This window comes from Rhizobium sp. 05L419, assembly GCF_056397845.1.
Genome location: NZ_JBFTOF010000008.1, coordinates 57630 through 81892, shown reverse-complemented (window position 1 = coordinate 81892; position 24263 = coordinate 57630). Strand labels below are relative to the sequence as shown.

Here is a 24263-nt window from a genome sequence, read left to right as displayed (position 1 = left end):
ATGTTCGGAATCGATCCGACAATCCTTGCCATTGTCGTTCTGGCCGCCGTCGCGGCTGGCGCGGTTTGCTATGGTCTGCTGTTCTCAAGGATCGAGACCGAGAAAAAAGCGGCAAGCCGCGTCAATCGCGTTGCGTTGGCACAGCTTGACAAGGCGAACGTCAAGGCCGCGCGCGACCGGGTCCAGGAAATGTCGAAGCGCCGCAAATCGGTGCAGGACAATCTCAAGGACCTCGAAAAACGGCAGCAGGAAAACGCCAAGAAGAAACTGACGCTGAAATCACGGCTGACCCAGGCTGGCCTGGCCGTTACTCCTGCGCGGTTCTACATGTTCAGCGCCATTTTCGGCGTTGTCCTGATGTTCGTCGCCTTTCTGGCCGGAGCCCCATTGATGGTGATCCTCGGCATACCCGTCGTCGCGGGCCTCGGGCTGCCACGCTGGGTGCTGGGGTTTCTCATCAAGCGCCGCCAGAACAAGTTCCTCGATGAATTTCCAAACGCACTTGACGTCATCGTCCGTTCCATCAAATCCGGCCTGCCGCTCAACGATGCGATCCGGCTGATCGCCAATGAAGGCAAGGAGCCAGTGAAGGGCGAATTCCGAAGGGTGGTTGAGTCGCAGCAGGTTGGCCTCAGCGTGCCGGACGCATGCGGGCGCATGTCCAACCATATGCCGCTGCAGGAAGTGAGCTTCTTTGCGATCGTCATCGCCATCCAGTCGCAGGCCGGCGGCAACCTGTCGGAAGCGATCGGCAACCTGGCGAAGGTGCTGCGTGAACGAAAGAAGATGAAAGCGAAGGTCAATGCGCTGTCGATGGAGGCGAAGGCATCGGCCGTCATCATCGGCGCGCTGCCGTTCATCGTCGCCACGCTCGTCTACCTCACCTCTCCTGATTACATGATGATCCTGTTTACCGATCCACGGGGGCATCTCATCATGGGCGCTTCCGCAGTCTGGATGTCGATAGGCATCTACGTCATGCGCAACATGGTCTCTTTCGACATCTAGCAGGAGGAAATGCGGTGTCATCCGATCTCGCGACAAGACTGACCGATCCCTCCATGCTGATTGCGGTGCTCGTGGCGCTMGCGGTCTTCGCGAGTTTTTATACACTTGCCATGCCGTTCTTCGAGCGCGGCGACCTTGCCAAGCGCATGAAGGCCGTGTCGACGGAACGCGAACAGATTCGCGCTCGCGAACGTGCCCGTATGAACGCCGAATCGGGCAGCAAGGCATCGCTACGCACGCAGAACAATCGTTCCGTTCGCCAGATCGTCGAGAAGTTCAATCTTCGTGAAGCGCTGGTCGATGAAAATACCATGAACAAGCTGCGCGCGGCCGGATATCGGTCGGAGAACGCGTTGAACATGTTTCTCGTGGCTCGCTTCCTGTTGCCTTTCGCTTTCTTTGCATTGGCGATCTTCTGGGTTTTCGGCCTCGACCACCTTGTCGACAAACCGACACCGATCCGCTTCCTTTTGACCCTCTGCGTCGCCTATGCCGGCTTTTATGCTCCGAACATCTTCATTTCCAACCGCATGGGGAAGCGGCAGCATTCGATCAAGCGTACCTGGCCGGATGCCCTCGATCTGATGCTGATCTGCGTCGAGTCGGGGATCTCGATCGAAGCGGCGATGCGCCGCGTATCGGACGAGCTTGCCGAAGCCTCGCCGCCGCTCGCCGAGGAAATGGTGCTGACGACCGCCGAGCTCTCCTTCCTGCCTGACCGCCGTGTGGCACTGGAGAACCTCGGCACGCGCACGCAGATTCCGATCGTTCAGTCGGTCGTGCAGGCGCTTATCCAGGCCGACCGGTACGGGACGCCAATCTCGCAGGCGCTGCGCGTGCTTGCACAGGAGGGGCGCGACGAGCGCATGAACGAAGCCGAGAAGAAGGCGGCGGCCCTGCCCCCGAAGCTCACAGTCCCGATGATCCTGTTCTTCCTGCCGGTCCTCGTTGCGGTCATCCTTGGGCCTGCCGGCATCCAGGTCTCCGACAAATTCTAGGTGTTCCTGCCGTTTGCGCGTCGCCGGGCCTGCGGTTTTGCCGGTGGACGACGAAAGGAAACCATGAAACACACTGTTCAGGGTCTATCTCCTGAACCGTGCGGAGCCACCATGTCTTCACTGGGCGAATTCGTCAGCATCATTGCGGCCTTGTCGATCGGGGCCATGAGCCCTGGGCCGAGCTTCGTTGTCGTCTCCCGGATCGCCATTTCGCGCTCGCGCGCCGATGGTCTCGCGGCGGCTCTCGGAATGGGGCTCGGCGGTGTTGCATTCAGCATATTGGCACTCGCGGGGCTGACTGCCTTGCTATCGCAGTTCGAGTGGCTCTATCTGGCACTCAAGGTGGCCGGTGGGGCCTATCTTGCCTATATCGCATTCAAGATCTGGCGCAGCGCCAGGGAGCCTCTCGACATCGGCGAGCAGACGATCGGCGGCCGCGCGCTCGGGCGCAGCTTTACGACCGCGCTACTGACGCAACTCAGCAATCCGAAGACCATTGTCGTCTACGCCAGCATCTTTGCGGCGTTGCTGCCGAAAACCATTCCGCTTGGTCTCGTTGTCGGGCTGCCGGTCGGGGTTTTTTTCGTCGAAGCCGGCTGGTACACGATCGTGGCGCTGGCATTTTCCGCCCGGCATCCGCGCAGGGTCTATCTTGCGGCGAAAACGTGGATCGACCGTGCTGCCAGCACGGTCATGGCGGGTCTCGGCCTACAGCTGGTCATTTCCGGCCTGACGGGTCGGTGAACCGTCAGTTGGTGCTGTTGCCGGCGCCGCCGGCTTCCTTGGCTGCAAGCTTCTGCCACGAATTCTGCTGCGACAGCATCGAGCGCAGATAGGCGACGTTGGCGTCGGCCTGCTGCTGCGACAATTCGCGGCGTGCGATCTGTTCGGCCTCGGGAAAGTGGCCCTGGAGACCGACGACGAGCGCAAGGTTCTGGCGGACACGGCTGTCGGCCGCCGGTTGGGCGGCTGCCTGGCGCAGATAGGTCTCCGCTGTACGCAGATCGCCGGTAAGAACATAGGACATGCCGAGATTGGACAGGATCGAGGGCTCGGTCGGCTCGATGTCGAGCGCGTCCCGATAGCGCTGGCGTGCCTCGGGGGAGCGGCCGAGCTGGTCGAGGATCGCGCCTTCTGCCGAGATCAGCTTCCAGTCCGGGCGATCCGGCGTCTGGGCACGTCCGATGGTATCGAGAGCCTGCTGCAACTGGCCGGCCGCGGCCTGTGCCTTGCCATAGGCGGCAAGGACGTTTCTATCCGACGGGTTGCTGATCGCAACCTGCTGCATCACGGCAAGAGCCTGGGCGTCCCGGCTCTGCATGCGCAGGAGATTGGCATAGTTGACGCCATTGACCGGATCACGCGGATTCTTCTCGTAGGCCTGTCCCACGCGCTCTGTCGCGGCGCGAACTTCCTGATCGTCCATCGTCTCGACGGGTTTCGTCAATTTCGGCACGGAGCCGGTGGTCATTCGGTCCTTTGTCGTCGTGCAGCCCGCAAGAGAGAGCGCGACCAGCGCGAGCGCCACGCCATGGAAAATGCGGGTTTTGATATGAGGGTTCGCCAAAGCAGGCATCGCGCTTTCCTGAAATCCGACATTGGCGCCTGACCTAGAAACAGAACAGGGGAAAGGCTTTGACGCAATCTTCACTCCAGCAATAGTCTGTTAACCCTAACAGACCGTTAAAAAGCGATTCCCGGACGCCCCCGAAGGACAATCATGGCCCCCTACCAATTCATCGAGAGACCGACCCCCTTCAACACCAAGGGCGGCTCGACCCTACCGATCTTCGCCGTTACGCCTGCGCATATCGAGACAGGCACCATCGACCCGATCGCTCTCGATTGGGCGAAAAAGGCCGGATACAAGGCTGAAAGCGGCTCCATGCTGCTGATCCCGACGGAGGACGGTCACCTTGGCGGCGCGCTTTTCGGCCTCGGCACCAATCCTTCGGAGCAGCCCTATATCACCGGCAAGCTGGCTCGTACGCTGCCGGCCGGCGATTGGCACATCGAAACCGCGCCGCTGACCGCGAACCGCCTTGCGCTGGGCTTCGGCCTCGGCAGCTATCGCTTCGACAGGTACAAGTCGGAGAAAGTTCCGGCGGCGACGCTGTTGATCCCGCGCGACGCCGACGGCGCCGACATCAAACGCCAGCTCGCCGGCGTCTTCCTGGCACGCGATCTCATCAATACGCCGACCAACGACATGGGCCCCAACGAACTGGAAGCCGTGTTCCGTGGTCTCGCCGCTCACTACAAGGCGGAAATCTCCGTGGTTGGCGGTGAGGACCTCAGGCAGAATTTCCCGCTGATCCATACCGTCGGCCGCGCCAGCGCCGATGCGCCGCGGCTGCTCGAACTGCGCTGGGGCAAGAAGGGTCACCGCAAAATTACGCTTGTCGGCAAGGGCGTCTGCTTCGATACGGGCGGCCTCGACATCAAGCCAGCGTCCTCCATGCTGCTTATGAAGAAGGACATGGGCGGCGCTGCCAACGTCATGGGCCTGGCACTGATGATCATGGATGCGAAGCTCAAGGTCGATCTGCGCGTCATCGTCCCGGTCGTCGAGAATTCGATCTCGTCGAATGCCTTCCGCCCGGGCGACATCTACAGGAGCCGCAAGGGCCTCACCGTCCAGATCGACAACACGGACGCCGAAGGACGGCTGATTCTTGCCGATGCGCTCGCCTATGCCGACGAAGATGCGCCGGATCTGCTGATCGACATGGCCACGCTGACGGGGGCCGCCCGCGTGGCGCTCGGCCCCGATCTGCCGCCATTCTTCACCGACGATTCGAACCTTGCCCAGGATCTGATGGAGGCAAGCCTGGAGACGGACGATCCTTTGTGGCGGCTGCCGCTCTATGCCGGCTATGAGAAGGACATTCGCGCCAAGTTCGCAGATATCACCAATGCCCCGGCGGGCGGCATGGCGGGTGCAATTACCGCGGCGCTTTTCCTGAAGCGCTTCGTCAGCAACACGACGAGCTGGGCGCATTTCGACATCTACGGCTGGGCGCCCTCCGAGCGTCCGCATTCGCCAGGCGGCGGCGAAGCGCAGGCGATCCGCGCGCTCTACCACCATATCCGTCAGAGCGTGCGCTGATCCGATCGTTAAAATTCGATTCACCTTGCGGGGCGGCAGTTTTGCCGCCCCGTTGCATTGCGCAGTCGAGTACCCGAAAATGGAACGCCAGCGTAACGAATCTCCGGAGGGCCTGTGCCGATCGAACTGACTGCCTCGCAGGCGCTGGGGCTTTGGCATGGCGTCGCGCTCGATCAGGTGCGCCACGACGACCGCGATTTGACGTTGCGCCAGATGGCAATCCTGCTGCATATCTATCTGGTGCCGCCGCCACATACTGTTCGCGGACTGGCGGCGGAACTGAACGTGACGAAGCCGGTGATCACACGGGCGCTGGACACGATGGGCGAGATGGGTCTCGTCGATCGCGTGCGCGACGAGCGCGACAGGCGCAACGTCGTGATCAAGCGAACCGTCGGAGGCGCGCTCTATCTGGAAAAGCTCGGCGACCGGGTGCGCGAGCAGGGCCGCCGCCTATCACTTTAGGCCGGCTATTCTTGGGAGAAAAGATATGACCATGCTCGATCGCCGCTTGCACGCTTACAGGCCCGATCTCGCAGAGAGTGGCCTTCAGGGCCAGGTCGAGGCGTTGCGCTTCGTGGACGGCACGCCAGCGCGTGTTGCAGTGCCGATCGTCGGTCTGCGGCCGCAACCGGACCTCACGACAGGCATCGATACCGAACTGCTGCTAGGCGAGGACGTCACAGTCTTCGACCGGGCCAATGGCTGGTCCTGGGTCAAGGCGGCATCCGATGGGTATGTCGGCTATATCGAGGAAAGCGCGCTCTGCGAAGCCGAAGGGACACCCACGCACATCGTCACGGTACAGCGGACGTTCCTCTATCGCGAACCGGAACTGCGCAAACCTTACAAGTCCATTCTTTCGATGGGCAGCCGCGTCAGGGTCGTCGGCGAAGCCGAGGCACGCGGCAATCGCTATGCGATGCTGGAAGACGGTACCGCCATCTTCGTCAAACATGTCCAGCCGATCGGAGAGAGTAAAGGTGGCGACTATGTCGATGTCGCTGCGCGGTTTCTGGAAACGCCGTATCTCTGGGGCGGCCGTTCGGGGCTCGGGATCGACTGCTCGGGCCTTGTCCAGCTTTCGATGTTGATGACGGGCCGCCGCGCGCCGCGCGACACGGACATGCAGGCGGCAGGACTTGGCGATCCGATCGATCGCACGGAGCTGCGCCGCGGCGATCTGGTTTTCTGGAAGGGCCATGTCGCCGCGATGGAAGATCCCAAAACGATCATCCACGCAACGGGCAACACCATGACCGTCGTGCGCGAGAATTTCGAGGCGGCGATCAAACGGATCGGTTGGCTCTACGAGCAGCCGACCGGCTACCGCCGTCCGATCAGATGACCCGGTGGCTGCGGCCAGGATGTGATGCCGCCTGTCCAATCCTCGAAGGCCTTCGACAGCCTCAGCACGCGCATGTCGTCGAATCGCGGACCAACGATCTGCAGTCCGATCGGCATGCCGGACTTCGAGAAGCCGCAATTGACCGATGCCGCCGGCTGCTCCGACATGTTCCAGGGAACCGTGAAGCCGATGTGTTCGAAAGGTAGCGCCGGATCGTTCGTGGGCGATGCCCACTCCGCCGGGTAGGAGACGATCGGATTGGTCGGCGAAAGGATGGCATCGACCTCGGTGAACAGCGTTCCGCAGGCCTTCCTCATCTCGAACGTCTGGTTGAAGCCCTTGACGGCATCGACGCCGCTGACGTTCGCCCCCCCCTTAGCCCAGCTATAGATGTAGGGAAGAATGCTGTTGCGCCGCTCTTCGCCCAGTGCCTCGATGTCGCCCCAGAAGCGGGCGCGCCAAAAATTGTCGAGGCCATCGAGCATCGCGCGTGTCAGGACCGGCGCAACGGGGATCACGATCGCGCCGGCCTTTTCGAAACGCCTTGCGGCATCTTCGACGGCCGACTGCACCTCGTCATCTACGGCAAGACCGCAGCCGGCGTCGAGCATGAGGCCGATCTTCAGGCCGCGCAGGTCGATATCGAGGTCCGTCCAATCGAGATCGTTCGGCGGCAGGCTGGTTCCATCGCGCCAATCCGGGCGCGACAATGTGGCCATGGCAAAGGCCGCATCTTCGACCGCACGCGTCATCGGCCCGGCGCAGCGGCCGACATAACAGGGATCGACAGGAATGCGGCCGTGGCTCGGCTTGAAGCCGAAGATGCCGGTCCAGCCGGCGGGAAGGCGCACCGAGCCGCCGATATCGGTCCCGATGTGCAGCGGGCCGTAGCCCGCGGCTGCGGCAGCGGACGCCCCGGCGCTGGAGCCGCCCGGGTTCTGCGTCGTGTTCCAGGGATTGCGGCTGAGACGATGAAAGCTCGAAAGCCCGGACGAGAGCATTCCGTAGTCGGGACATGTGGTCTTGGCGAAGATCACAGCACCGTCTTCGCGGAGCCTTGCGGCAACAGGGGCATCGTCCTCCGCGGGCTTCAGCTCCACTGCCTTGGTGCCGAGCGGCACGGGCTGCCCCTTGGTGGCGATCAGCTCCTTCAGCGTCACTGGCACACCATCCAGTGCGCCCAGCATTTCGCCCTTCATCCAGCGGTCGGTCGACGCCAGCGCCTGCTTGCGGGCCTCGTCGGGATCATAGGCGTAGAGGGCGCAGATCGACGGTTCCCACGCTTCGATATGCGTCTCGAGCGCCAGCCAGTATTCGAGCRGGGACAGGCTCCTCTCTGCAAAACGCCGTCTCAGTTCGCGAATGGTGATATCGGTTTCGGTCATGGGAGGATCTTCTTCATTTTGGGCAATCAGCGGCTGGCGTCGCGCGGATCGAGCAGGTCGCGCAATCCGTCGCCAAGCATGTTGAAGCCGAAAACGGAAAGCGCGACGGCAAGGCCGGGCAGGATCGCCAGCCAGGGCGCGAGCGCGAGATAGGTCTGCGCATCGGCCAGCATGCGTCCCCAGGTCGGAGCCGGCGGGGCGAGGCCGAGACCGAGGAAGCTCAGGCCGGCTTCGGTCAGTACCGCGAGACCAAGCTGGATCGTCGCCTGCACGATGATCTGGCTCGCGATGTTCGGCAGCACGTGGCGCACCGAGATCGTGAAGCGGGTGTTGCCGATCGCGCGCGCCGCCAGAACATAGTCACGGCTCCAGGCTTGCAACGCACTCGCCAGCGTGACGCGTGCGAAGACCGGGATCATGAAGGTTGCGATGGCGATGATCGCCGTCATCCGGCCCGGCCCAAGAAAGGCACCGAGCATCATTGCCGAGAGAATTGGCGGCAGGGCAAATATGACGTCGCAGGCACGCATCAGCAGGCTCTCGAAGGTCCCGCGGAATGCCGCGGCGGAGATGCCCGCAATCGAGCCCAGCGTCCCACCGACGGCAACGGCCACAATTGCGATCGACAGCGAATTCCAGCAGCCGACCATCAGCATCGAGAGCACGTCGCGACCGAACTGATCCGTGCCGAGAATGCCGAAGGCGAAAGGCGGCTGCAGCTTGTGAATGATCTGCATCTTGGCCGCAGGCAGAGGCGTCCAGACCAGCGATACCAATGCAATGGCGGCAAGGCATGCGACAACCGCGCCTCCGACGATCAGATTCATTCGCCGGCTAATTCTCCGGCGTCTGCGCCGAACGCTGACTCTATTGGAAACGACGGGCGCCATCGTCATATGCCTTTGCGCAGGCGAGGGTCGATTGCCAGATAGGAAAGATCAACCAGGAAGTTCATGACTATGACGAAGGCCGCAAAGAAAAGCACGACATCCTGCATGACGACGATATCGCGTTGCGAGAGCGCCTGGTAGGCAAGCCTGCCGAGACCCGGCAGATTGAAGACGTTCTCCACCAGGACAGCGCCGGCGACGAGAAAGGTGAACTGCAGCCCGAGAATGGTGAAGATCGGGACGAGCGCATTCGGTACCGAATGCCGCCACAGCACCTTGCTGGCCGAGAGCCCCTTGGCAAGCGCGGTGCGGGTGAAATCCTCGTGCAGGGTTTCCAGAACGGCCGAGCGCGTCACACGCGTCAGCACGCCGGCCTGCGGCAGCGCGAGCGCCACGGCTGGCATCAGCAGTGCCTTGATGGCCAGGACGATGCCGGCGCCCCAGCCCGGGAAGCCACCGGCCGGCATCAGGCCGAGCGTCGTCGAGAACAGAATGATCAGCAGCAGCGCCACCCAAAAGGCGGGGACGGCTACGCTGATCTCGGAGAAGATGGAGGCGATCACGTCGAAGGCGCTGCCGCGCCGCGCCGCAGCGAGGACACCCAACGGGATGGCGATCGCCACCGACAGAACGATCGCCATCAACGCAAGCGGCAGGGTGACGGCGAGACGCTCGAGGATGAGACCGGCGACCGGAACGCCATAGGTATAGGACTGGCCGAGATCGCCGGAGCAGACCCCCACCAGCCATAGGCCATAGCGAAGGAGCAGCGGCCGGTCGAGGCCGAGATCATGACGCAACGCCGCGAGTGTTTCCGGCGACGCTGATGTGCCAAGCATGATGGAGGCAGGATCGCCCGGCAGGAGGTCCATCACTGCGAAGATCAGCAAGGACACGACCGCAAGCGTCATCAGGAGACCTACGAGGCGACGTGAGAAAAGAGCGATCATGCGGCGGCTCTTGGATTGCGGAGGAGGCCGAAACCGCGGTCATTGACCGCGCTGAGGCGATGCCCGTCTTGCCAGCCCTCATTCCTGTGTCTGTCACAAGAATCCAGCCACGGCGCGTCCGCGCCGTGAATGACACCTTTGTTGGAGGAGCAGTTTTCCGCACCCAAAGACTTGGGTGCGCCGGATTCCTGTGACGAGCACAGGAGTGGGAGAGAGCCGAGACCTGAAGCGAGCAAAACCATATCCGATCTCCAAGCCACACCTACGCTCCCTATTCCGTGCAACCGCTCTGCGACCCTCTTAGTCCACCCAGAAAGCGTTGGTCAGCACGTTCGAGGGAATCGGCTCGTTCTCCCAAAGCCCCTTCAGCTTCCTGTTCCAGACACCGAGTTTCGGCATGACGAAAAGATAGAGCGCGGGCACGTCCTCGGCGAGAATCGTCTGCGCCTTACCGTAGATCTTTGCCTGAGCGGCCGGATCCGAGGTCTCCTGCACCTTCTTCATCAGGTCGTTGAAAGCCGGATTCTTATAGTTGAAGTAGTAGGGATCGCGCGAATAGATGTCGATGTCCATCGGTTCCGCATGGGCCACGATCGTCATCTCATAGGCGCGGTCCTTCATAACGTCCTGAACCCATTTCGCCGGGAATTCGGTGGGCTCGATGTTCATCGTCACGCCGATTTCAGCCAGCATCGCCTGCATGACCTGGGCGCTACGTGGCGCATAGGCCATCTGCGGCGACTTGATAGTGAAGCTGAAGCCGTTGGGGTAGCCGGCTTGAGCGAGCATCGCCTTCGCCTTTTCCGGATCGTAGGCCAGGTTGCCGGTGAGATCGACATAGCCCGGATCGTTCGGCGTGTAGTGGCTGCCGATCGGCGTGCCGAGGCCGGACCAGGCGCCATCCACCACGGTTTTGCGGTCGATCGCCATCATCAGCGCCTGGCGCACCCGCTTGTCGTCGAACGGCTTCCTGGCATTGTTCATGCCGGCAACGACCTTGAGCTCGGTATTGCCGATCTTGGTCAGAAGTTTCGGATCGCCTTCGAAAGAACTCATTAGCTCAGGGGCGGCGAATTCAGGGATCGCGTCGACGTCTCCCGACTTCAATGCAGCTGCCTGCGCCTGCGGATCGGTGATAAAGCGGAAGGTGACCTTGTCGAGCTTCACCGAAGCCGCCTTGTTCCAGTAGTCCTGGTTCTTCTCGAGTTCGACCTTGTCGCCCTTGGCCCAGTTCACGAACTTGAATGGACCGGTGCCGATAGGCCTGGTTTTGTCGTCGGCGGCCGAGTTCGGCGCCACCATGACCGAGGCCGGCCATCCGAGCCAGTAGAGCAGGCTACCCGTCGGTGCCGACAGGTGCAGCACCAGCGTTTCGGGATCGGGCGTATCGATCGAGGCGATCGAGGCGAAGAAACGTTTCTGAGGATTGACCGAGTCGGCGCCACGGGCCCGATCCAGCGCGAACTTGGCCGAAGTCGAGTCGAACGCCTCGCCATCGTGGAAAGTCACGCCGGTCTGCAGCTTGAACGTGTAGGTCAGACCGTCCGGGGAAATCTCCCAGCTCCTTGCGAGCTGCGGCTGTACCCTGCCTGCCTCATCGACCATCACAAGGCCTTCAAACACGTTCTGCCACGTGACCTGCCCGATGGCGACCGGGGCAGCGATCGTCGGGTCCAGGCCGGCCGGCTCGATCGTCATGCCGAGATTGAGCGTGGTTTTTGCGGCTTCGGCGGGCGTCAAGCTCAGAAGTACGAGGCCAGCCGATACGGAAGCTCCGAACGAAAGCCGTCGGACGAGACTCGCACAGGGTGCGAGCGAAACCTTGATCATCATGTTCCCCTGTCTGGCCGCCACTGTCTGCGACTGGCCCATTGCGGATAGAGTGTCATTGCGACAGTGCACACACAACGACGAATTTGTGTGCTCAGCGTAGCCGAAAAAGCTACACCGGAATTCGTGCGGCGATGCAAGCCCGCCAGACTATTCTTTGGGCGCGTGCTGGCTGTTGGCGCGATCGCGCATGAAGCGCTCGATGAAGTCGAGGAGCTTGGTCGCGGCAAAGGACAGCTGGCGGTCGGGCGCCACGCAAAGATCGACGTGCGTGCATATCGCGCTCTTGGCGGCGAGCGGCACGGCGCAAAGCTGGCCGGCATTGATCTCGCGCCGAACAGTCAGCGCGGGCAGCAGGGTCACGGCAGCTCCGCTCAGAACCAACTCCTTCAGCATCTCGAGCGAACTCGTCACGAAGACCGGTTCGAAGGCCAACCCGGCCTTTTCACATAGCGCGTCGAATGCCTGGCGAAAGCCGAAGGACTGGTCGGGGAGCGCCAGCGAATAGTCCACAACGTCCCTAAGGTGGACTTCGCTCTTTGCCGTTGCCGGATGGCCGGGAGCGGCGATCAGATCATAGGCGATCTGCGAACGGAGCCGGACCTTGGTGCCCGACATCGGCGGCGCAAACAGCGTCACCGCGATATCCGCTTCAGCACCGTTGACCGCCTCCACGGCCTGGCGGGCACTGGTGATCGTCACCTCGAAACGCAGCTTCGGATACTTCAGACTGAATTCGGCCAGCGCCGGTGCCAGCAGGTTGGCGACCGTCGCACCATTTGCATGGATGCTGACGCGCCCTCGCTGCAGCCCCTTCAGGTCCTCGATCAACTGCCCGACATGATCGAGTTCGCGCAGAGTGCGCCCCGCACGAGCCGCGAGCAGTTCGCCCGCCGCCGTCAGCTTGACACCGCGCGCGCTGCGCTCCACCAGCGGCGCGCCGAAGTGATATTCGAGATTCTCGATCTGCCGGCTGATCGCCGTCGGCGCAACGTTCAGATTCTCGGCTGCTTGGCGCATGGAGTTTGTCCGCACCAGCTCGTCGAAATACAACAAGGCCCGAATCTGCATGTCATCGTCTCCGCCGCTTCGGGCAATATCGACCCTATGTAGGCGATCAGCAGCGATCCCGATAGCGGTCGCTCCACGCTTCCTGCGCGCCCTCGACGGGAAGTGCCGTTGCCTGGTAGACGCCGCGCGCGATGGCGCGGGCCATGACGAGGGTCGCAAGGTGGCAAAGTTCCATGAAATCGCGCAGGCCATCCCGCGGCTTCTTCCCCGTCGATGCCGCAAAGACGGTGTCGCCGTCGAGCGGGAGATGCGCTGGCAGCAAGGCCCGCGCCAGGCCGTCATGGGCCATCACAGCCAGGCGATGCGCCTCGGCCTTGGTCATTTCGGCGTCGGTCACGATTGCGCCGATCGTCGTTGCGGTGGTGTTCATGCCCTTGAGACGCATCGCCGTATCGCCTTGCGCTATCGACGACGGCAGGCCGAGACCCCCGAACTCGCCATCTCGCTCGAATGGCGCGGACCAGAAATGCGGACCATCGCCGACCGTTGCGGATCCGAGCGCATTCACGGCGACGATCGCGGCAATACGATGACCGGCGCTGCTTTGAGCACTCGCGGAGCCGACGCCGCCCTTGAAGGTCGCGGTGGTCGCGCCCGTCCCGGCGCCAACCGTGCCGAGCGTGAACGCGCCTTTCGATGCCGCCTGGAAGGCTTCGTATCCCATGTCGCGATAGGGTGAGTGCGTGCCCCAGTCCTTGTTGCCGCCGTTCAGGAGATCCATCAGGATCGCCTGCGGCACGATCGGCACCCGCAGATTGCCGACAGCAAAGCCGCGACCGATTTCGCGCAGGCCAGCCTGGACGCCGCCTGCCGCATCGAGACCGAACGCGGAGCCGCCAGAGAGAACGAAGGCATCCACCTGGCCGACGGTCATCGAAGGATCGAGCAGTGCGGTGTCGCGGCCGCCCGGCGCGCCGCCCAGGATGACGCCCGATGCGGTTGCCGGCTCGTCGAAGATGATAGCGGTGACACCCGAGCCGAGCTTGAGGTCGGTCGCGTGGCCGACGGAAATACCTTCGATGTCGGTGAGGAGATTGAGCAAGCGCGGCATCCTTCCTTCAATCGGACCTTGATCAGGGAGCGCGCGATAGGACCGCAAGGACGAGCAAAAAACAAGACCGGCCCTGCTTCTGGCAGGACCGGTCGGAAATCTCGATGGCCTTTTTCCGGCCGAGCCCATTCATGCGCTAGGCATGGATGGGCTTTGGATGGCGGCGTGTCATCAGGTCGTGAATCGCGAGCTTCACCTCGGCGGGCGAGCCGAAATGCTGCTCGTCGAGATCATGAACGTGATACTTCACTGCGATGAACTTCAGCCGGTTTTCATCCGGAACGACGATCCCGACGGGAACGCCTGCATATTCGATAACTTCTTTTTTCATACATAGAACTCCTGCCGCGCGGGGTGCGCTGGCGATGGCGAATTGACTTGTCTGGACCGTTTAAAGGGGGACGAACGTCACATTCGACAGTTCGGGCGGGAGAGAGCGCCCGGACGGTCATTTCCAAGCGCGGATCGCTCAAGGAGCGCGGCAAGAATATGGATGTCTTTCATGTCTCGTTCCTTTCTTTCGCGTTGCGCTTGCTTTGGGCCTCGGCGCACCGGGACCGGTGATGACTGTCTTTCTTAATCTACTTTATATGTAGACAATACTCGACAGCTTGTCGGAAACATATTCCGAAACATGTCAAAATGTCGGCGATTAGGAAAAAATCATTCCGCCACAACCGAATTCACTGGAAGACCACTATCAGGTCTTTGTGCAATTCGTGTGACGGAAGGAAGCTCTCCGTCGCTCGCAACCAGACATAGGAAGCGCCACTGATTCCGGCAATGGGCATCTGACTAAAAAACGGGACGCCGCGAAATGACCGAAATGGTTAATGTCGCCGCGGCACGTTCACCAACCCTCGGAAAGCAGCGTTTCCAGGGTGTCCGCGAAGAAATCCGCGCTCTCGACCGAAAGGCAGAGCGGCGGCTTGATCTTCAACACATTGAGGTGATCGCCGGTCGGCTGCATGATGATGCCGAGATCGAGCAGCCGGTCGCAGATCGCCGCCGTCTCTTCCGTCGCGGGTTCAAGCGTCGTTCTGTCGCGGACGAATTCCAGGCCGAGGTAGAGACCCGCGCCGTGAACAGCTCCAACGAGCGGATAACGCTCGATCAGCGCGACAAGGCGGCTCTTCAGGCGATCACCAACGTCGCGGGCATTCTCCTGCAGCATCTCGTCGGCCATGATGTCGAGCACGGTCAAGCCGACGACACAGCCAACCGGGCTGCCGCCGGTGGACGAAAAGAAGTAGCCTTCCTTTTCCAGAGATTCGGCAACGGCGCGTGTCGTGATCACCGCGCCGAGCGGATGGCCATTGCCCATGCCCTTAGCGACGGTGATGATATCTGGCACGACGCCCTGCTGCTCGAACCCCCAGAAATGGTGACCCAGCCTGCCATAGCCGACCTGCACCTCGTCGGCGATGCAGAGGCCGCCACGAGCGCGCACTTGCGCATAGACGGCAGCCAGATAGCCATCCGGGAGCGCGATGCCGCCGGCATTGCCATAGACTGGCTCGGCAATAAAGCCGGCCACGCGCTCGCCCCTCTCGTCGATCGCTTCCAGTGCGGCCAGCACTCCCTGAAGATATTCGCCGGTGGTATCCGGGCCGCGGAATTTCCCGCGGTAGGTATTGGGGGACATGACGGGAAGTACCCATTCCGGCCTTGTCGTCAGAGCCTGTGGATTGTCGGCGATCGAGGTCGAGACAGCATCGCTTGCCACCGACCAGCCATGATAGGCCTCCAGCAGGCAAAGCGTGTTGCGCGCGCCGGTGTGAGCCCAGGCGAGCCGCAATGCCAGATCGTTCGCTTCCGAGCCGCTATTGACGAGAAAGACCGTGTCCAATCCTTCCGGGGCCAGAGACGCGAGCCGCTCCGAGAATTCGACAAGCGCTGCGTAGTGGAAGCGCGAGTTGGTGTTGAGCCTTAGCCACTGCTCGCTGACTGCTTCCGCGAGACGCGGATGCCCGTGGCCGAGAATGGCGACATTGTTGACCATGTCGAGATAGGCGCGCCCCTCGACATCGAACATATGCTCCTTCCAGCCGCGCTCCATTTGCGGCGGGGACTTGTAGTAGTGCTTCTGGGGTCCGGCGAAATGTTCCTCGCGACGGGCAAAGAGCGTCGCCGTCGAAGGCGCCGGCGCCTCGACGCCCGCCCCGAGCAAGGCCGCGGGAGATGGGCAAAGTGGCGCCCAGGCGAAGACCTCGGAAGGCACGCAAAAGAGCGGCGGCTCTGCGCCGCGAAGGGTGGACAGCTGCACCCGCAACCCTCCCAGGGACGACGGTTCGCCGGAGACCGTGCCGATCGCCTGACCCGGCTCGACCTCGGCGCCATCATCCGCCGCAAGGTCCAAGCCGTCGAGATGGAGGCTTATTTCCTCACCGGCCAGCACGAGATGATGGTCCTTCCAGCCGATCTTGCCGGCAAAGGGCGCGGCGACGGTGCTTCCGGCAGGCAAACAGATGTCGGCATGCAGCGCATAGGTGGCAGGCGGCCTTGCGCTTCGCAAACTGGCACGCGACAGCCTGTACTCGCCATAGCGGGTCGCAGCTGCTCCGCTTTCGGCAGCGGCGCGTGCGAGCAGCCGCCAGTCCATATCGCCTTGCGACCAATTGCTTGCCGCAAAGTGCTGGCTCCGGACGCCGAGATCGACATAGGAGAGACGCTGCAGATCGAGATCGGGGAGCAGCAACTGCCAATCGTCTGTTGCGACGGTGGCCACCCCGATCCCGGCGGTCTTCAGGATCGCGATTTCCATCAGATCGAACGGTACGGACATGGCGACGTCGAAGATGCGCCTCTCGAGTTCGAGATTGCCGCGTACATAGTCGTTGCCGGGATCGATGGAAATCTGCTGCTCACTGCTGGCAACCAGAATGACGGCGCGCGCGACGACGAGCGGCCAGAGCGCCTTCAACTCCTCGACGTTCAGCGGATAGACGTCGTGATAGGCCTTGACGGCGGGGAGCACATAAAAGGGGTCGCCGCCCGCCTGGTGCAAAAGTGATGCGCAGGTCACGGCCAGATCGCCGACCAGCCAACCACGGATAATATCGCCGAAATCGATGACGCCGTCCGGGATCAAGCGGCCATGCGCATCGCGCCGGCTGACGACATTGTCGCCCGTCACATCGTGGTGCACAGCCTGCAGGCGAAGCGCTGGCGCAAACGGCTGAATGCGGCGCACCGCCGCAACCATGGTCTTGGCGATACGATCACGGGCGGCGCTGTCGGTGATCGCCGAGAGCAGCTGGACGGCCACCGGTCCGGCACGACGGAGATCCCACTGCAGATTGCGATCGAGGCCCGGATGATCGAAATCCGCAAGCGACCGCGCCAACTGCGCGCATAGCGCTCCGAGCGCCGAGACGGATTCCTTCGGCAGAAATTTGCGGTGCGTCAGCCCCTCGCCTTCGAGATATTCGAGCAGGCGAACCTGGAAGGTCTGTTCGCGAACCGCAACCGCGACGATATCCTGCCCGTCCGTCGACGCAACGACCCTGGGAACGCGTGGCGCGTCGTCCCTTGCGCACAAATGCCGGATCGCCGCATTCTGCGCCTCCAGCTCAAGGGTTTGGTAATCCACGTGGCAGATCTTGAGTACATAGCGCCGCTCGCCGGTATCGACGCGGTAGTTGCGATCCTGCTGGCTGCCAAGTTCGTTGATCGTGCCGGATAGGCCATAGCGCGACAGGAGAATGTCGCTGGCCTCCGCGGCAGTCACATCCGGACGCGGAAGCTCGAGACGCCGAACAAGCGTTTCATCAGTCATGATATCCCCCACCGCGCGAATCGATCCTGCACATTAAGCAGATAATCGAATGCGTGCTATCGGCAAGCGGTCAGATCGGAACCCTCGCGACGCTTGCGCGCCAATCACCCCATGCGCTCGGAAGCGTAGCTGCCGGGGCTTGCCGGGAAGACGATCGTGCGGTTGCCGTTGAGGAAGACGCGGCGATGGATATGGGCGTGGATGGCACGCGCCAGAACCTGGCTTTCGACGTCGCGGCCGATCGATACGTAGTCATCGGCACTCTGTGCATGCGTAATGCGCGCCGTATCCTGCTCGATGATCGGGCCTTCGTCGAGATCGGCAGTCACATAGTGCGCTGTCGCGCCGATCAGTTTCACGCCGCGCTCATAGGCCTGCTTGTAGGGATTCGCACCTTTGAAGCTCGGCAAGAAGGAGTGGTGGATGTTGATGATCTTGCCCGACATCTTCTTGCACATGGCGTCGGACAACACCTGCATATAGCGCGCCAGGACGACGAGTTCGGTTCCCGTCTGCTCGACGAGGTCGAGGATCTGCGCTTCGGCCTGCGGCTTGTTCTCCTTCGTCACCTTTATGTGGTGGAAGGGGATGTCATGATTGACCACAACCTTCTGGTATTCGAAATGATTGGAGACCACGCCGACGATGTCGATCGGCAGGGCGCCGATCTTCCAGCGGTAGAGCAGGTCGTTCAGACAATGGCCGAAGCGGGAGACCATCAGCAACACCTTCATGCGGCTGGCGCCGTCGTGGATCTCGGCCTCCATGCCGAAGGTCTCGGCGATCGGCGCGAAACCTTCCTTCAGCGCCGCAAGCTTGACGCCTTCTTCGGAAATGAACGAGACGCGGGTGAAGAACCTGCCAGTATCGAGGTCGTCGAACTGCGAGGAATCGATGATATTGCAGCCCTGCTCCGCCAGATAGTTGGCGATAGCCGCAACAATGCCGCGCGTCGACTTGCACGTGACCGTCAAAACATACTTCGTCATGCTTTCCATTCCTCTTTCGGCATCTGCCTGCAGACCTGCTTAGATCAAAGCCAAGCAGCCGATCAAGCAGCGCACTCTCAGGCGCGCAACAATCCGGAAGGCAAAGCGCCTCTGACACTTGCTGCGGTTTCTCGCCACCAGCATCAACTTACGGCAGAGCGCGCAAAATTCCGTTCCGCCTGCGCCGTCGAAACGCGTATCCCCGCCGTGTCGCCTTCGTTGAACTTCAGAAAACCGACGAGCAGCCAGAGAATGCCCGCCGTCTTCATCGAAAAGATCGCAGTCGATCCAATCATCAAGTTGAGGAACATGAACAGCGAGAGCGCATGGCAGAGGCGTTTCTGGTTCGGCGTCCGACCGGCCGGGTAGAAGGAAACGAAGAGCCAGAAGAGAATCAGGCCGAAGATCGTGGCGCCATAGGTTATGTAGACATAGCCGCTATCGACGAAGGTCGTTGCCTTATCCAGTTCTAGCCCGAGCGCCGCCGCCAGGTCCATGTCGAGAATGTTCCTGACCGTGCCGCTGATGCGACCGACAAAATCATCTTCATGCGCATCGGGCCGGAACGCATGGATCACGAAGCCGACCACGACAATCATCGGCATCATGAGGAAATCGCAGATCTTCGGAATCCAGGGGTAGACGACATAACCCACGGCGCTGACGACGGTGAAGATCAGCATCGTCCGCGTGTCGTTGGTGACAAGTATGAGAACGACTGTCGCCATGAAGATCAGCCGATCGGACAAGGTCAGACGGTTGCCGAAGCTGATGAGATAGATCACGATCACGCCGCAGAAATTGGCAAGCGAGACCTGCTCCAGAAATATCGACGACGAGCGGTGGTCGATCAGGCCGAAAGAGAAACGCCCCTCGAAACCCAGGGCTCCGCGAAACAGCCCGCTATTGCTGTAGGTCGCCGGGGGAACGCCACGCGTATTCTGGAAGTACTCGGCTGGATGAAGGAGCGCCACATAGGCGGGCGTCGATACGATCTCGCAAACCAGCACTGCCAGAACAACAAGGCAGCATACTTTGAAAGTCAGCTTGAGCGTTCGTACATTGGTCCATCGGCCCATGACCACGAAGGCGAAAATGATCAGAACATTGCGAAGATGATCGATATAGGCCGCGCGATTGATAGCCATGACGTAGATGGTGAGCAAGATCGTTGCAACGAGATAGCCTAGCGGGGCCATATCCTCCTCGAATAGGCCTTTGCGCAGCAGGAACGCAAAGCTGAAGGTCAGCAACAGGATTTCGCTGAGTACAACATAGGCCGGCGTGAGCGGCATGAGATTGTGGTTGATGAAGGCGAGTATCGCGTTGTACGTCACACCAAGGACACTCACAGCGAGAATGCCAAAGTCGATAGGCTCGTTTTCCTGTGCGCCGCGCCCTGCCATGTCCGTCATTCCGCGACCGTTGCGCAGGCAGCCTTGGCCGGCATTTGCGCCTGGGCAGCCTGCTGCAACGTGGCCATCTGCTTGCGCTCGTGCCCGTCATGCGGCTGGACATTCAGCGCTTCGCTCTGCGGCCACCAGTCGCCGGCAACCCAATAGGTCCAGCCGAGCCAGGCATCGCCATTCGCCTGGATCTTGTCGAGCACCCGCTTCAGCCCGGCAATGCAGGCCTTGTCCTGCGGCACGCCGAATTCGCCGAGAAAGACCTTCTTGCCATTCGCACGCGCCCAATCGGTCATCTTCACCACAGCGTCAAGGGCGTTGTCGTTGCCGGAACAGTCGGCGTGGGTGCCCGACGAGTCGCTGTCGAAATACTGATGGACCTCAAAGGCGAAGTTATTGCGCGGATCGCGAACGCCCAGCATGACGGTTCCATTGGCGCCGCCAGGCCCATCCGACTGCCAGGAATGGGCGCCCGTCCATTGGGTGCCCGGTACCAGAATCAGATTGTCGGCCCCGGTTGCACGGATGGTCCGGATCGCAGCATTGGCGGCCTTGAGCCAAACGTCCGTGGCAATGTCGTTCGGCTCGTTCATCAGGCCAAAAACCACGTCCTGCTGATCGGGGAATTCGACTGCCAGTCGTGCCCAGAACTCAGCAAAGGCTGATACCGTCACCGGCGCATCGCCGATCTTGGCCTTGTTGTAAGATGCGTAATTGTGCGGGTCGAGAATGATCGTCAGATGCTTCTTGCGAAGCAACTCGACGGTTTCCTTCAGGCGCTTCAATTCATTCTCATCCAACGGCTGCCCAAGCTGCGGCTGCATCCGCTCCCATTGGAACGGCAAGCGAACGGTGTTCATGCCCTTCCTTGCGAAGTAGTCGATCGTCTCCTCGGAGGGATAGGTATAAGCCTTGAAATATTCGCCTCCCGGCTCCCCGAATTCGGCGCCGGAAAGATTGACGCCGCGAAGACACGGACCCGCGGCATTGGCCTCGCTTGTGTGAAACACGAGCATTGCCAGAGCGGCGGCCGTCAGGCGCCACGAGGTTGGGGGACTGGCTTTCATCGTTTTCGCATTCGTTCGGTTGGACGTCATTGCATCGTGGCCATCCAACTTAACGGTCCGTTAGCTAAGAATTTCTAAAGTCCGGGTAGTGCGGCTGAAACCGGCCGGGGCGCCGGAGTGAATTCATGAGTCAGTTCGACAAGAACAAGGTCAGTCGGCTGCCGCAATGGCGCAGCTATGAGCGTGACGATGCCCTGCCGCCAACGCTACCAGCGCGCAGCCCAGCGCTGCGCCCCAGCGACTTTGCCCAGCCGCGACCGGCCCCCGTCGTCGGAGTGCCTGCCGCAGACATCCCGCCCGACGCTCCGAGCGCCCCGGACCGCGAGAACCCACAGCCACGGCAAGCCCGCGCGGAACCGATCGCCCCGACTGCGTCCCTGCCGAATGAACAGAGACTGCAAGCTGCCGCGCCACTGCTGGACCTCGGATCGGCGATCTCCGCCATCTCGGACCGTCGCCTGATCGTGCTCGGCCTCTCGCTTCTTGGCGCGCTTGCAGGCGGCGTCGTCGTCCCTATGGCGCCTCAGAAATTCACCGCAAAGGCCAGTCTTTACTTCGATCCCCGCCAGGTCAGCGTGACCGATCAAACATCTTCATCGTCGGGTCCATCTCCCGAAATGATGTCCGCGCTCGTCGACAGCCAGGCCCAGATCCTGACCTCGGGCAACGTGCTGCGGCGCGTCGCCGAAACGATGAACCTCTACCAGGATCCCGAATTCACCGCCGGCCGCTCGGATGGAGCGGCTGTCATAAGCGCGCTGCAAAAGGCGGTCGTCATCACGCGGGAGGCAACGACCTATGTCGTCTCCCTTTCGGCGACAACGCGCGATCCGCAGAAATCCGCCAAGCTTGCCAACCAGGTGGTCTCCTCCTTCCTCCAGGAGGAAAGCAACGCATCCACAGGTCGTTACGAAAACACCGCAAACGCGCTGGACGGCCGGCTGACCGACCTGCGACAGAAGCTGCTGCAAGCAGAGCAAGCGGTGGAAACCTACCGCGCCGAAAACGACATGGCTTCGACCCAGCAGGGTCTGATCTCGGATCAACGCCTGACATCGCTGAATACGCTGCTCGTCACGGCACAGGACAAGACCATCCAGGCGAAGACTCGTGCGGATGCCGCCTCCAAGCTCAGTTTCGAGCAGGTCGTTGCGGGCAGCCAGCAGGACCAGAACGCCACGTCGACGGCGCTCACGAGCCTGCGCCAGCAATATGCGACGCAAGCGGCACTTATCGGCAATTTGGAGAGCCAGCTGGGTGCCCGCCATCCACGCCTGCAGGCCGCCCGGTCCTCGCTGCAAAGTATCGCCAACGAGGTCCGCAGCGAACTGGACCGGCTCGCCACCTCGGCACGCGCGCAATATGACCAGGCCAAGAAGGCCGAAGAGGCCGTCTCCAAGGAGCTGTCCTTGCAGAAGGCGCTTCAGGTCAACACCTCCGACAAGCAGGTCGAGCTCAACGAGCTTCAGCGCAAAGCCGCAGCCGCGCGCGAAATCTACGAGGCACTGCTGAAGCGCTCCGACCAGACGACCGAAGAACAAAATCTGGCCCGCAACAACATGCGCATCATTTCCGAAGCCGAGCTGCCGGTAAAGGCTGACGGCCCCGGCAAGAAGATGTTGCTTATCGCTGGCGTGATCGGCGGATTTCTGGCTGGCTTTGCCGCCGGCGCGGGGTTTGCAGTCCTCGCCAGCCTCCTCGCGCATCCTGTTATCAGGGGCTACATCCGCAGGCCGGTCTGAGCTCACATTTACGCGAAGTGCCAACACGCGCGACGGCATTGGCTTGATGCCATCCCCGCGCCTGCCTACATGCAATGAAGGAAACCCAGCCCGACTTCTAGAAGATGCATGCGATGCGAATTTTGACGATGCTGCCGGCGGCACTGACCCTGGTGTCATTGACCCTGGTGTCAGGCCTGACCGCCACCGCGGGTTTTGCGACCGATTGGACACGCGCGGGTCAGGCGCGCGTTCCGCCGCTCTATCCCTACCAGGATCTGCCAGGCGTGAAGGCGCAGCCCGACAAGACCGAAGAAGAGCAATTTAGCTGCCGGACCGAAACAAGACTGATCCGCCGCCGCTACGACGAGATATTCCGCTCCGGCGGCGTGCCGACCCTCGTCTATGTCTGCGACCGCGACGGCATCGCGACGACGGGCACACTGGTGCCGCGCCGGGGGCGCTATCAACCGGTTCGCTAGCCGTCACACAGGCGTTCCGCGCAGCAGCATTTCACCAACGGCTTCGGGAGTTTTCATCGGCCGGAGCATCGTGCCGGCTCGGTTTCCATGAATGGTGCCTCCGGCGTACCGGAAGTATGCAACCATTGAATATACTGAGAAATATGGCTTTCTCAAAATGGAATGGTGCCCAGAAGAGGACAGGGCAAATCCGACAAGCAATTGTTGTTTTCACTACTTTTTCTCGCGTTTTCGCGGTTGTGTGTGTAGCAGCTTTGTGTGACAGCCTCAAGCCAGTCCTAAGCATTTGCGCCGAATGTGAAAACATAACGCAACATGTCCTCTAGCGGGACGTTGGGCAGAAACCTCAGTCGGATTTAGGCGGCGTACCTGAGGATGGTCGATCCATCTTCCAAAATACTTCTCTGCAACAATCACAGCGCGCTCAAATTTCGCAGGATTTTCGATTTTTGTGAAGTTCAGAAGTGCGAGAGATTGCCCAAGCGTGTCAGCGCTCGCCAAGCTGGCTATGATGTAGGGACTTTTCAAAGAGAAAAGCGCAGCGAACGCGACCAATGCGCTTAGCGCGATTGCTAGCGTGCCCATCAGCATCACAAGAAAGGACAGGAACGGGTATTCCTCCGTAAAGGTTGTGGTCGGCTCAACGTACTTTCGTTCGATTTCCCGCACAGGAAGCGCTACGCCTTGAAGCGTGAACTTACCCGGAGGATCGAACTGCGGATAGTTCATGAGTAGAACAACTGTACCTTTGCCGTCTGGCAGCAGAGAGACCGTTACAGTTTTGGCGTCCTCGATGAGGGAGTGTTGTCCACCCGAATCCACGACATATCCCGAGATACGGTCCGCAAGATTGTAAGTGAGGTTTTGTACCTGTCGACCGGATTTGTTTTCGATCGTGAAGCTGCCGATGGCCGGTTCTTGATAATAGCCGAAAAACGCACGAAATTTATCGACAAAGGGCTTTGCATCCTCCGGTGCGACTGGGGTGATCTTTGCTACCAGATGCGCAAAGAAATTTGCAGGAATAGTCTGTTCTCGGTAACTGATCACTATCCCTTCTTTGGGGTCCACGGGACGGGTGCTAAAGAAGAAGTAGCTGGCGCCCGCGATCAAAACCCCGGCTACGGTTGTTGCAATGATTGTTCGAGAAAGAGACTCGGCCATCGTGAGCACACGTCCA

Annotated in this window: 21 protein-coding genes; 8 read left to right on the top strand and 13 right to left on the bottom strand. The window is 61.2% G+C overall.

The window, feature by feature from the left end; all coding sequences use genetic code 11:
• The 3 genes from AC1DMK_RS13070 to AC1DMK_RS13060 all read left to right on the top strand — a co-directional run bounded on the left by AC1DMK_RS13070 (position 1) and on the right by AC1DMK_RS13060 (position 2750).
• A complete protein-coding gene (locus tag AC1DMK_RS13070; RefSeq protein ID WP_477859518.1) occupies positions 1–1008 on the top strand; it encodes a type II secretion system F family protein in 1008 nt (335 codons plus the stop codon).
• A 14-nt stretch (positions 1009–1022) separates the two neighbouring features.
• Positions 1023–2006: a type II secretion system F family protein gene (locus tag AC1DMK_RS13065; RefSeq protein WP_037062809.1), complete on the top strand. Its 984-nt coding sequence runs from the start codon at positions 1023–1025 to the stop codon at positions 2004–2006.
• Between the two features lie 111 nt (positions 2007–2117).
• The gene (locus AC1DMK_RS13060) at positions 2118–2750 is read left to right on the top strand and encodes a LysE family translocator (RefSeq protein ID WP_037062811.1); all 633 of its coding nucleotides are present in this window, start codon (positions 2118–2120) and stop codon (positions 2748–2750) included.
• A gap of 4 nt (positions 2751–2754) precedes the next feature.
• Here the strand turns inward: AC1DMK_RS13060 and AC1DMK_RS13055 are convergent, their stop codons facing one another.
• Positions 2755–3582, bottom strand: coding sequence for a tetratricopeptide repeat protein (locus tag AC1DMK_RS13055; RefSeq protein ID WP_037062813.1), 828 nt, complete (start codon positions 3580–3582; stop codon positions 2755–2757).
• Positions 3583–3726: 144 nt separating this feature from the next.
• Here AC1DMK_RS13055 and AC1DMK_RS13050 point away from each other — a divergent pair, with 144 nt between their 5' ends.
• From AC1DMK_RS13050 to AC1DMK_RS13040, 3 genes are all read left to right on the top strand, one after another.
• Positions 3727–5115: a leucyl aminopeptidase family protein gene (locus AC1DMK_RS13050; protein ID WP_037062815.1), complete on the top strand. Its 1389-nt coding sequence runs from the start codon at positions 3727–3729 to the stop codon at positions 5113–5115.
• A gap of 114 nt (positions 5116–5229) precedes the next feature.
• A complete protein-coding gene (locus AC1DMK_RS13045; RefSeq protein ID WP_037062817.1) occupies positions 5230–5580 on the top strand; it encodes a MarR family winged helix-turn-helix transcriptional regulator in 351 nt (116 codons plus the stop codon).
• Between the two features lie 25 nt (positions 5581–5605).
• The gene (locus AC1DMK_RS13040) at positions 5606–6463 is read left to right on the top strand and encodes a C40 family peptidase (RefSeq protein ID WP_477859515.1); all 858 of its coding nucleotides are present in this window, start codon (positions 5606–5608) and stop codon (positions 6461–6463) included.
• On the opposite strand, the gene AC1DMK_RS13035 is transcribed toward AC1DMK_RS13040, so the two are convergent.
• The 11 genes from AC1DMK_RS13035 to AC1DMK_RS12985 form a co-directional block, all read right to left on the bottom strand.
• A complete protein-coding gene (locus AC1DMK_RS13035; RefSeq protein ID WP_477859513.1) occupies positions 6442–7848 on the bottom strand; it encodes an amidase in 1407 nt (468 codons plus the stop codon). The genes AC1DMK_RS13040 and AC1DMK_RS13035 overlap by 22 nt on opposite strands.
• 26 nt (positions 7849–7874) lie before the next feature.
• The gene (locus AC1DMK_RS13030; protein WP_477859675.1) at positions 7875–8738 is read right to left on the bottom strand and encodes an ABC transporter permease; all 864 of its coding nucleotides are present in this window, start codon (positions 8736–8738) and stop codon (positions 7875–7877) included.
• A gap of 2 nt (positions 8739–8740) precedes the next feature.
• Positions 8741–9688 carry an ABC transporter permease gene (locus AC1DMK_RS13025; protein ID WP_477859511.1) on the bottom strand — a complete coding sequence of 316 codons (948 nt, stop codon included), beginning with the start codon at positions 9686–9688 and terminating at the stop codon, positions 8741–8743.
• A 300-nt stretch (positions 9689–9988) separates the two neighbouring features.
• Complete coding sequence (locus AC1DMK_RS13020) at positions 9989–11518, bottom strand: ABC transporter substrate-binding protein (RefSeq protein WP_477859509.1); 1530 nt, start codon at positions 11516–11518, stop codon at positions 9989–9991.
• Positions 11519–11668: 150 nt separating this feature from the next.
• The gene (locus tag AC1DMK_RS13015) at positions 11669–12589 is read right to left on the bottom strand and encodes a LysR family transcriptional regulator (RefSeq protein WP_477859507.1); all 921 of its coding nucleotides are present in this window, start codon (positions 12587–12589) and stop codon (positions 11669–11671) included.
• Positions 12590–12635: 46 nt separating this feature from the next.
• Positions 12636–13640, bottom strand: coding sequence for a P1 family peptidase (locus AC1DMK_RS13010; protein ID WP_477859505.1), 1005 nt, complete (start codon positions 13638–13640; stop codon positions 12636–12638).
• Positions 13641–13776: 136 nt separating this feature from the next.
• Positions 13777–13971 carry a hypothetical protein gene (locus AC1DMK_RS13005; RefSeq protein ID WP_037062830.1) on the bottom strand — a complete coding sequence of 65 codons (195 nt, stop codon included), beginning with the start codon at positions 13969–13971 and terminating at the stop codon, positions 13777–13779.
• A 519-nt stretch (positions 13972–14490) separates the two neighbouring features.
• The gene (locus tag AC1DMK_RS13000) at positions 14491–17418 is read right to left on the bottom strand and encodes an aminotransferase (RefSeq protein ID WP_477859503.1); all 2928 of its coding nucleotides are present in this window, start codon (positions 17416–17418) and stop codon (positions 14491–14493) included.
• Positions 17419–17522: 104 nt separating this feature from the next.
• Positions 17523–18407, bottom strand: a complete 885-nt coding sequence (purU, locus tag AC1DMK_RS12995; RefSeq protein WP_477859501.1) for a formyltetrahydrofolate deformylase — start codon at positions 18405–18407, stop codon at positions 17523–17525.
• A gap of 143 nt (positions 18408–18550) precedes the next feature.
• The gene (locus tag AC1DMK_RS12990) at positions 18551–19813 is read right to left on the bottom strand and encodes a hypothetical protein (protein WP_477859499.1); all 1263 of its coding nucleotides are present in this window, start codon (positions 19811–19813) and stop codon (positions 18551–18553) included.
• 5 nt (positions 19814–19818) lie between these two features.
• Positions 19819–20880 carry a glycoside hydrolase family 5 protein gene (locus tag AC1DMK_RS12985; RefSeq protein WP_477859497.1) on the bottom strand — a complete coding sequence of 354 codons (1062 nt, stop codon included), beginning with the start codon at positions 20878–20880 and terminating at the stop codon, positions 19819–19821.
• Positions 20881–21005: 125 nt separating this feature from the next.
• Here AC1DMK_RS12985 and AC1DMK_RS12980 point away from each other — a divergent pair, with 125 nt between their 5' ends.
• Both AC1DMK_RS12980 and AC1DMK_RS12975 read left to right on the top strand, forming a co-directional pair.
• On the top strand, positions 21006–22622 hold the full coding sequence (locus AC1DMK_RS12980) for a GumC family protein (RefSeq protein ID WP_477859495.1): 1617 nt from the start codon (positions 21006–21008) through the stop codon (positions 22620–22622).
• A 113-nt stretch (positions 22623–22735) separates the two neighbouring features.
• Positions 22736–23083 (top strand): hypothetical protein, encoded by a 348-nt coding sequence (locus tag AC1DMK_RS12975; protein WP_037062925.1) that lies wholly within the window; start codon positions 22736–22738, stop codon positions 23081–23083.
• Positions 23084–23350: 267 nt separating this feature from the next.
• On the opposite strand, the gene AC1DMK_RS12970 is transcribed toward AC1DMK_RS12975, so the two are convergent.
• Positions 23351–24247, bottom strand: coding sequence for a hypothetical protein (locus AC1DMK_RS12970; RefSeq protein ID WP_477859494.1), 897 nt, complete (start codon positions 24245–24247; stop codon positions 23351–23353).
• Between the last annotated feature and the right edge of the window lie 16 nt (positions 24248–24263).